General features: G+C 46.6%; 8 protein-coding genes and 1 pseudogene. 3 read left to right on the top strand and 6 right to left on the bottom strand.

Annotation, left to right across the window (positions count from 1 at the left end):
* A partial coding sequence (locus tag RMO52_RS06755) for a biotin/lipoyl-binding protein (protein WP_310412149.1) occupies positions 1-1257 on the bottom strand: 1257 nt, incomplete at its 3' end.
* A gap of 163 nt (positions 1258-1420) precedes the next feature.
* Here RMO52_RS06755 and RMO52_RS06760 point away from each other — a divergent pair.
* Positions 1421-2014, top strand: a complete 594-nt coding sequence (locus tag RMO52_RS06760; RefSeq protein ID WP_309743653.1) for a TetR/AcrR family transcriptional regulator — start codon at positions 1421-1423, stop codon at positions 2012-2014.
* Positions 2015-2025: 11 nt separating this feature from the next.
* Here the strand turns inward: RMO52_RS06760 and RMO52_RS06765 are convergent, their stop codons facing one another.
* Together RMO52_RS06765 and RMO52_RS06770 are read right to left on the bottom strand one after the other, a co-directional pair.
* A complete protein-coding gene (locus tag RMO52_RS06765; protein ID WP_310412152.1) occupies positions 2026-2622 on the bottom strand; it encodes a Uma2 family endonuclease in 597 nt (198 codons plus the stop codon).
* Positions 2623-2777: 155 nt separating this feature from the next.
* Positions 2778-3341: a Uma2 family endonuclease gene (locus tag RMO52_RS06770; protein WP_309743657.1), complete on the bottom strand. Its 564-nt coding sequence runs from the start codon at positions 3339-3341 to the stop codon at positions 2778-2780.
* A 165-nt stretch (positions 3342-3506) separates the two neighbouring features.
* Here RMO52_RS06770 and rsgA point away from each other — a divergent pair, with 165 nt between their 5' ends.
* A complete protein-coding gene (gene rsgA, locus RMO52_RS06775) occupies positions 3507-4586 on the top strand; it encodes a small ribosomal subunit biogenesis GTPase RsgA (RefSeq protein WP_309743659.1) in 1080 nt (359 codons plus the stop codon).
* Positions 4573-6444 (top strand): ABC transporter ATP-binding protein, encoded by a 1872-nt coding sequence (locus tag RMO52_RS06780; protein ID WP_310412156.1) that lies wholly within the window; start codon positions 4573-4575, stop codon positions 6442-6444. The genes rsgA and RMO52_RS06780 overlap by 14 nt, the downstream gene beginning before the upstream one ends.
* 217 nt (positions 6445-6661) lie before the next feature.
* Here the strand turns inward: RMO52_RS06780 and RMO52_RS06785 are convergent, their stop codons facing one another.
* The 3 genes and pseudogenes from RMO52_RS06785 to RMO52_RS06795 all read right to left on the bottom strand — a co-directional run.
* The gene (locus RMO52_RS06785; RefSeq protein WP_309743663.1) at positions 6662-6847 is read right to left on the bottom strand and encodes a hypothetical protein; all 186 of its coding nucleotides are present in this window, start codon (positions 6845-6847) and stop codon (positions 6662-6664) included.
* A gap of 216 nt (positions 6848-7063) precedes the next feature.
* Complete coding sequence (locus RMO52_RS06790; RefSeq protein ID WP_310412160.1) at positions 7064-9376, bottom strand: tetratricopeptide repeat protein; 2313 nt, start codon at positions 9374-9376, stop codon at positions 7064-7066.
* Positions 9377-9623: 247 nt separating this feature from the next.
* Positions 9624-9774, bottom strand: a pseudogene (locus tag RMO52_RS06795) (S-methyl-5-thioribose-1-phosphate isomerase); the annotation flags it as partial.

Below are 9774 nucleotides of genomic sequence, written 5' to 3' on the forward strand. Positions count from 1 at the left end.
GATACCAACTCGCTCGATCGTGCCTTGTAGTTCGTCAGGTAGAGAAATACTCGTAATTTTTACTTTCTGTCCGACCCGAATTTTATTAATATCACTTTGATAAACTTCTACTACTCCATACATTTGACTAGTTTTACCAAGATCGGCGATGCCATTAGTCCCGACTACTTCCCCAGGACGCGCAAAAATTTCCAAGATCTGACCATCTAGAGGCGACTTAATATAAGCTTGCGCGAGATTTTCTTCAGCACGTTTTTGAGATGCGATCGCACTTTTGACATCTACTTCGGCGGACATCACATCTACCGGACGCACTTCAGCAATTTTATCGAGCGTAAATTTACTTTCTTTAATCTGCTGTTGTGTAGATGTTTCAAGCTTGCGTAAATTAGCTTTTGCTTCGATAATTTGCTGCTGTCCCGATGTTTGAATCCGGCGTAAATTGGCTTGAGATTCGGCTAATTGTTGCTTACCGGAAGATTCAATCCGTTTTAAATTTGCTTGAGCCTGATTTACTTTCTGCTGAGCTGTCTGCAAGGTTAGCCGCTTACTATCGCCGCTAGATGCCGACACCGCTCCTTGTCGAGCCAGAGTAGCATAGCGTCTATCCTCAGCTTGAGCGTTGACAAGTCCAGCTTGGGCTTCGGCAATAGCTCCGGTTTGGGCTTCGAGTTGGGTGGCTGTCTCGGCTCTGACTCTGGCAATTGTGGCTTGCTGGGCTTCGATTTGAGTAGCTGTTTCCGCCACAACTCTGGCTAGTGTGGCTTTTTGGGCTTCTATGCCCGTCCCTTGTTCTGCTTGCAACCTCCCAATTGTGGCTTGTTGGGCATTGATTTCGCCCTGCTTGGCTCCAGCTTTGACTTTTACCAGACTTGCTCGGGCAACGTTGACTTTGGCTGTAGCTTCATTTACCGCCGCTTGCAAGCGTCCCTGATTATCCAAAATTGCGATTAACTGTCCCGCCTTAACTGTCGCCCCTTCCTCTACCAACAGTTTCGCGATTTTTACTCCTTCGGTAGATGTCGGTGCAGATAGCTTGATGACTTCCCCTTTGGGTGCCAATCTCCCCAATGCTGTCACGGTTGTGGGCGCGACTACGGCTGTCAATTGCTGCTGTTCCTGTTGCTGCTGCTGCGCTGCTTGCTGTTGGTGGATGTAGATAGGGATACCAATACCGAGCAATGCCATCGCTGCCAAAATTAGCCGCACTCGCCAACTTGCCTTCCACCAGGGCAATCCATCTGATTTTTGCAACATGCTCTTTCGCTGTGAGTTTACTAAACTGTTTAGTAGGTTAGCCGACGATCCAAGTATATTTTAACTAAACGGTTTAGTCAAGTAAGTAAAAAATAGTGATTAGCTGCTTAGAATAGAATGTAGTGGAGAGCTATTGAAAATCAGGTTGACGTAGGCGAGAGATTTGAACGCAGAACATCAGGGGGAAAAAGTCGAGCAGATCCTGCAAGGAGCGATGCAGGAGTTTTTGGCGCGCGGCTATGCGGGTACGAGTATGGAAAAAGTCGCTGCTGCTGCTGGCGTATCAAAACCGACAGTATACAGCTATTTTAAAGATAAAGGAATATTGTTTCAGGCTTTAATTGAAAACTTAGGAGAGAGAAAATTTAAGTCAACTTTTGGAGGTGAACCACTCGTTGGAGAACCCAAAATCGTGTTAAGAGATATCGCTGAAGTTACTTTCAAGAGCTTTGAAGATGAAGAATTTAGCTGCTTTATGCGAACGATCATCGGCGAGTCTGGTCGCTTTCCAGAACTAGCAAAAACATGTGTTGTCAATCTTTTCAAACCTGTCAGTGATGTGGTGTGCAAATATATAACTTCACATCCAGAATTAAAAATATCCGATCCAGAAGCAGCGACTTTACTATTTATTGGAACGCTGGTTTATTATCATATATCCCAAAACATTTTACACGTCAGAGAAATTATGCCGATCGAGCGATCGCGGGTAGTCGATAATCTGATGGAAACGATATTGAAATCGATCGAGAAATAAATCAAATATTTTCATGTGTCGGTTTGAATTTCTGGCTCTGAATCAAAGATAATATCTTCAAATACTCGATCGATTGAGAAAGTCAGATCGATGCTTTTTAGCTCGATAATATCGCCTGCTACATAGCTCAATATCTCCCATCTACCGCGATCGTTTTTACTATAAATATCGATTTCAATCTTCTGTGTATCGACTAAAACATAGTCCTGCAAACTATCAGAACGTCGATAGAAATTAAATTTATCCCGTCTGTCATAAGCTGCCGTACTGGGAGATAAAACTTCAACAATCAGGCAGGGATGAGATATAAACTTAGTCGCGGTTTTGTCTCGTTCGTCACAGGTGACACTAACGTCAGGATATACATAGTCATTAGATTCTGCGATTTGTACTTTAGCATCAGCATTAAGTACTCGACAGCCACTACTTCGTAGATGAATATTGAGTAGAGTAATAAAGTTTCCAGCAATCTGGCTATGATTCATGGTGCCACCAGTCATGGCATAAACTTCGCCATTGAGGTATTCGTGGCGAAGCTCTTGCTGTTCCTCCCAGTCTAGATATTCTGCTGGGGTCAGTTGGGGAAAGTGTTCTTTTGCAGCAATCATGTGCAATCGGGTCAATATGATAGGAAAACTATACCACTATTTGAAATTGGTGTCTGAACTGTGATTAATGATGATTTGATGAGTATCTTTGTTAATCATAGTTCATCGATTAATCGTTCTAATCACAGTTCCAACATTAATTAACTGTCTAAATCTTACAAAAAGAGCCGATCGATCTCCGCTTTAAATCCAGGTAATAATGGTGAAGTCAGCGTATCGCCAGCCAAAAGTGTCGCTACTAATTGCAATTGAGCATCGGTGCGGCGATAGATTTCTAGAGTTTGTAATTGCCAATTGACAATCCAATATTCCTGCACGCCATAACGGGAATATAACTTCAGTTTGATACTTTTATCTCGCTGCTCGTTTTGTGCGCCTAAAGAGAGAATTTCTACTACCAATTCTGGTGCGATCGTCAAATGTCCTGCCTCATCGATACCGCGATCTAATCGCGATTGACTCGCCCATACCACATCGGGAATTACCGCATCTGTCAGGGTAAAAACTAAGCCAGGAGCTTGAAATGGTTTTCCCAGATTAGTCTGTCTCGACCAAAGTTCTAGTTCAAAATGAATGTTACCACTGATACCCTGATGGCGAATATGGGGCGCACGAGTCACAAATAGTTCTCCTTCAATTATTTCATGGCACAACCAGCCACCATTATCCGGCATGGCATCGAGATCTGCGGTTGTCCAGTAGAGGGAATGAGCGACCATCGGTTTTATCTGGTAAAGCTTGCTTTCTATTATACTTGGGCAAATGCCAACGGGTGAATAGTGTCGTAATCGTCGGTACTCTCATAACTAATAAGTTACCTTTATCTTTTGCTAGCTTAGAACAATTATCATAGAGATAGATAACTCTTACGATCGACATTCTCAGTGCCCCAAAATTTAGACCCTGCCGATAGTAACCCCCCATCATTGGTGGGTACCGTCATCGCCGTTCAAGCTAATTTCTGCAACGTGCAGATCGATCCACAGACACCGGAGGTGGGGGGAAAACTCATCTTGTGTACCCGTCGCGCACGGCTGCAAAAGATTGGTGTGAGTGCCATTGTCGGCGATCGCGTGACGATCTCGGAGGTCGATTGGCAAGGTTTAAAAGGTGTCGTAACTGATGTGTTTCCCCGTCATAGTTTGCTCGATCGACCGCCTGTAGCTAATGCCGATCGGATCTTACTGGTGTTCGCGCTGGCAGAACCAGCCCTCGATCCGTTTTTGTTGAGCAAATTTCTCGTCAAAGCCGAATCGACGGGCTTACAGGTCAGCCTGTGCCTGAATAAGAGCGATTTAGTCAGCGACGTAGAGCGACAGGAATGGTGCGATCGGTTGAGTGAGTGGGGGTACCTGCCGATCGTTATTAGTGTGGAAACTGGGCTAGGGATAAAGGAGTTGCAACTAGAACTCGATCGCCAGATTACGGTATTTGCGGGACATTCGGGTGTCGGTAAATCGAGTTTGACTAATGCCCTAATTCCCGATTCTAATATCCGCGTGGCAACGGTTTCGGGCAAACTCAGTCGCGGTAGACATACCACTCGCCACGTCCAATTATTCCCCATCCCGACGGGTGGATCGATCGCCGATACACCGGGTTTCAATCAACCAGATCTGGTGTGTGCGCCGCCGGAATTATCTGGATATTTTCCAGAGATCCGCCAGCGATTGGCGACGGGAAATTGTCAGTTTAGCGATTGTACCCATCGCGACGAACCCAATTGTATCGTGCGGGGCGAGTGGGAAAGATATCCGCATTATCTAGAGTTTCTCGCCGATGCGATCGCCTGGGAACAGCAACTACAAGCGCAACCCAAACTCGAAAATAGTTTAAAACAAAAAAGCAGCACTGGTAAAAAGAAATTTGAGCCAAAATTAGACTCAAAATATCGCCAAATTTCGCGCCATACAATTTTACAATCGCTCGAACAGCTCTCCGAAGAATTTAATGATAACGAGTAAGAAAAAGTCCGTTCGTTCGCGTAGCGTCGGCTCTGCCGAATCGAGACTAAAACAATTAGGTAAAAATGTCCGCCAATCGCTATCGGTATTTCGCTACAGCCGCAAAGCTTTAGATTTAGTTTGGACAACCAGCCATACTTTGACGGTATCACTGGCAATTTTGACTTTAGCTGGGGGGTTATTGCCCAGTACGATCGCGTTTGTGGGTAAATTAATTGTCGATAACGTGGTGCTGGCGAATCAGAGTGGTTTGCAAGTCGATCGACAACAGGCGCTGATGTATGTATTTGTAGAAGCGATCGCGATCGTGCTACTCGCAGCTACACAAAAGGGTTTAGTCGTCTGTCAATCATTACTACGGGTATTATTGGCGCAACGTGTTAATGAATCGATCCTCGAAAAAGCGCTGACATTAGATCTGGCGCATTTTGAGGATTCCGAATTTTATGACAAGATGAGTCAGGCGCGATCGCAAGCCTCCAGCCGTCCGTTATCGCTGATTACCCGCACGTTTGGGCTGTGTCAGTCCGCACTAACCCTGATTACTTTTAGCGGCTTGCTATGGCGATTTTCGGGGTGGGCGGTGGTGGTGCTAATTGTCGCGGCGATTCCGGCGTTTATTGCCGAGACGAGATTTTCCGAACATGCGTTTCGGTTGTTTCGCTGGCGATCGCCAGAAACCCGCCAGCAACACTATTTAGAGACGTTATTAGCCAGAGAAGATTATGCCAAAGAGGTGCAGCTTTATCAGCTCGGTGACATGCTGTTGCAGCGGTACCGGAATATCTTCAACATGCTCTATCAGGAAGATCGCAATCTGACAATTAAGAAGGGCTTCTGGGGCTATTTACTGGGCTTATTTAGTACGGTGGCTTTTTATGGAGCGTATGCTTGGATTGTCTTTGAAGCGATCGCGGGCGTCATTAGTCTGGGTGAAATGACGATGTATGTGGTGGTATTCAGACAGGGACAATCAACTTTTGCATCGGCTCTAACTTCGATCGGCGGCATGTATGAAGATAATCTCTATCTTGCCAATCTCTATGAATTTTTAGACCAACCCATGCCCCAATCGCAAGGTCGAATCACCCAAGGAATCGATTGCGATGGAATTCGCTTTGAGAATGTTTCGTTTAGCTATCCAGGAAGCGATCGACCTGTTCTAAATAATATCTCATTGCATCTACCATTAGGCGAAAAACTCGCGATCGTAGGTGAAAATGGTTCCGGTAAAACTACCTTGATTAAGCTATTAACCAACCTATATACACCCACGAGCGGTAGAATTTTACTCGATGGCGTCGATCTCCAAGACTGGGATGTAGATGTATTAAGACGTAGAATCGGCGTGATTTTTCAGAACTTTGTCCAATACCAATTTACCGTCGGCGAAAATGTCGGCGTTGGTGATATCGAGCATCTTGAAGATCGTAAAGAGTGGGAAATTGCTGCGAGTAAAGGCATGGCAACACCCTTTATCGATGTACTACCTGAAAAATTTGATACTCAGTTAGGTAAATGGTTTAAAGGCGGACAAGAACTATCGGGCGGACAATGGCAGAAAATCGCTCTGGCACGGGCATTTATGCGATCGGATGCGGATATTTTGATCCTCGACGAACCGACTGCGGCGATGGATGCTGAAGCGGAAATGAATATCTTTAACCACTTTCGATCGCTGACTCAAGATCGGATGGTGGTGTTAATTTCTCATCGCTTTTCAACCGTTAGAATGGCAGATAAAATTGTTGTGATGGCAAGTGGTGAAATCATCGAACAAGGCTCCCACGAACAACTATTAAAAGCTGGCGGGCGCTATGCTCATCTATTCTCCATTCAAGCCGCAGGTTATCAGTAAAGATTGTCTGAAAAATCGTGACAACTTTAGATGATTATCAGAAAAGTAGGGTGGGCACTGTCTTGACGCGCTTAACTTGGAGGGAACCTCCTGTCTTACCGCCCTCAACCTGGAGGAAACCTCCAGAACGGGGCGGCGCAAAGCGCGCGTCGCTGCCCACCAATTAGGTTTCAGGCATCATCTATTTTATAAACGATTGCACCCGCTTACTTATCTTTTATGGAAAAACCTTAAAACTCGAACATTTAGCTTGCAAATATTCAGCCCGCAAAAATCGATAAGACAACTGATTGACATCATTATTGCGATTAGCGTGCAAAAATTTAAAGTATTCTTGTTGACGATTTGGATGCTTGCGGATGTATGAATCGATTAGCTCCAGATAGTTAATATCGTTACTCATAAAAGTCCACTCTCTAGACATTGCTACTGTTGTCGATCGGCTCAACTACATCACGATCTCATCATGTTAGCAGCCGATGTTTGGGTGATGTCTCTATTTTATGCTGGCAAAAATCGATCGACTTCAGCTACTTGACGTATGTTCGATATGTTCGATCCCCATTATTCCTAATCCCTAAAGCCTAAAGCCTAAAGCCTAAAGCCTAAAGCCTAATCCCTAACCCCTACTCACCCGATCGAGCAATTGTGATATGTGCTGATAAGTTTGGCTATCGCCGCGATTGAGATAGAGATTAGCCGCTTGATGATAGTCACTAATTGCGCCAGCGCGATCGCCGATTTGATAATGAACTTTGCCCCGTTGGTAATAGGCGGGTGCGTACCGAGGATCGATCGTGAGGGCGGAGCGAAAATCGGCGATCGCCGCCGATAAATCGCCCAAGCTGTGATATGTGCAGCCCCGTTGATAATAGGCTTCGAGATAGTGGGGATTTAGTTCGATCGCGCGGTGAAAGTCAGCCAGGGCAAATTGAGGTTCGTGGTTTGTCGCCAGCAGCCAGCCCCGCTGATAGTAAGCAGCAGCAAAGGTTGGGGACAATTCGATCGCGCGTTCGAGATCTTCGATCGCGCCTTGCACGTCGCCAATTTCGCCCCGCGTAATCGCGCGATTGTAGTATGCGTGCAAATGATTCGGCTCGTAGCAGATGGCGTAAGTATAATCGGCGATCGCGCCATGCCGATCGCCTAGATATTTACGGGCATTCCCCCGATGGTAAGCGGCATAAAAATATTGGCGATCGAGTGCTAGAGTCTGGGTATAATCGTCGATGGCGGCTTGATGGTTGCCAACTTGGCGATGACAAATCCCCCGATTGTAATAGGCGATGACTAAGTTGGGATCGAGATCGATCGCCCGATCGTAGTCGGCGATTGCGTCAGCGATGTTCTCCTCAACGCGGTAAATATTGGCACGATTGCTATAGGCGACAGCAAAGTCCGGATCGAGGGAGATTGCCTTGCTATATTGAGCGATCGCCGCTGCGGACTGGCTCATTTGGCAGTAAGCATTACCTAGATTATTATAAACACTGACAAAATCTGGCTGGAGTTCGATCGCTTTAGTAAAATCGGCAATGGCTAAAGACATTTGCGCGGTTTGCGTATAAATAATGGCGCGGTTATTGTAAGCGATCGCCGATTGGGGATCGATTTTCAATACTTGACTAAAATCGGCAATCGCACCATCGATATCGTCTAAATGCTGTCGTAAATTCCCCCGATTGTTGTAAGCAACTAATAAGCGCGGATTGATGTCGATGGCGAGGTTGTAATCAGCAATCGCTCCTTGTGAATCGCCTAACTGGGCTGTTGCCGTCCCTCGCATCACATACTCGATCGCGGTGGCGGGCTGAGTGAGTAGGTTTTTGCCCTGCTCGAAATCGGTGCGAGGATCGGCATTTGATGGCGAGCCAAAACACGCCCCCAATCCACGTCCGATATAGGCAACACCCAGCTCGGGAGCGAGTTGGACAGCGGTATCAAAATCCGTCCAAGAGCCAGCATAATCGCCGATAAAACGCCGCGCATTGCCCCTACCACAGTAGGCATCAACACACTGCGGATCGAGGTCGATTGCCCGATCGAAAGCGGCGATCGCTTGTTGGCAGTTACCAATTTCATAGTATTCCGTCCCCCGATCGACCGACAAGCGGACGTGTCTGGCAATTTCCGTGCGCGTATCCGCTGGCGAATTTTGTACCAACAGTTGGGGAATCAAGCTGACTACCGTTTGCCAAGCGGCAAATACTGAGGGGTAGCCATCCTCGGGAGTGGTAGTAATGAGTCGATCGCAGATGGCGATTAATTCTGGTCGATCGATCTGAGTCGCTAGCTCGTGCCATCGATCGAGTTGGCTGGCTGTCAGCGGGATTCCACCCGCACCGATAGCAGCAGCAATCGCAATTTCGCCGATCGTGCGGAGATCTTGCCCCAGTGGAGAAACTATGGTAGCGCCTAGATCCGGTGCAGCGATCGCCATCGGTAAGCAGATCGGGACGAGTTTGCCATCGACCTGACGCCGGACGAGCTGACCGATTGACAGCGGCTCCCAGCTCACTTGACAGCTTTCGAGATCGCGCAATACTTCCAATAAGTTTGCGAGTAACATCACTAGTTGCGATTGAGTCCACACGCGCTCGGCTGCTAACTCTTGCACCAACGGCACCCCGATCGCGAATTCTCTGACGACGTAAAACGCGCTCTCTTCCACAAAATAACTATAGACGGTCGGCAACCGATCGACCCGACCACTTAATTCATACAGAGCCTGTGCGGCATTTATGGCTGGTTGCCAGTCAGTCGCGGCAGCGATAGTTTCATTAAGTCGTTGATAACGGTGAATAACGCATTTGAGTTGGAGATTGCCAGGAATCTGGAGATCGATCGCCAAGTAAGTCGTTACAGCTCCATCATTCCCCAATTGTTCGAGGATCTGATAACGCCCTTGAAGAGTAGATCCGATCGGATTCACTGTGCTTATGCTCCTACCACTCACTTGCAAATTTTTCAAAGTATACTGCCACTCGATTACCAATTATGTCTATCTTGACACATCGATCGAGCGATTTCGAGTACATACCACTTGACAGTCATTGTGAGTGGAGATGGGAGATGGGGGGACGGAGTGACTGGGAGACTGGGTAACAAGAAGATTAGCTAGATTAACCTCTTACCTCTTACCTCTTACCTCTTACCTTTTATCTCATACCTCTTACCCTCTACCCTTTACCCTGCTGAAGACTAATAATCTGTGCTGGCTCAAATGCGCCAAATTCAGTAATAATTGCCTGAATCAAGTGAGCGGGAGTTACATCAAAAGCCGGGTTGTAGAACTCTACCCCAGGTGGACAGACGATCGTTTCACCGATT

Source organism: Chamaesiphon sp. OTE_8_metabat_110, from assembly GCF_031382685.1.
Classification (GTDB): Bacteria; Cyanobacteriota; Cyanobacteriia; order Cyanobacteriales; family Chamaesiphonaceae; genus Chamaesiphon.

Excerpts from the sequence above, each read along its gene's own strand:
- RMO52_RS06780 (WP_310412156.1), top strand. The coding sequence starts at position 4,573 with ATGATAACGAGTAAGAAAAAGTCCGTTCGTTCGCGTAGCGTCGGCTCT.
- RMO52_RS06770 (WP_309743657.1), bottom strand. The coding sequence starts at position 3,341 with ATGGTCGCTCATTCCCTCTACTGGACAACCGCAGATCTCGATGCCATG.
- RMO52_RS06785 (WP_309743663.1), bottom strand. The coding sequence starts at position 6,847 with ATGAGTAACGATATTAACTATCTGGAGCTAATCGATTCATACATCCGC.
- RMO52_RS06765 (WP_310412152.1), bottom strand. The coding sequence starts at position 2,622 with ATGATTGCTGCAAAAGAACACTTTCCCCAACTGACCCCAGCAGAATAT.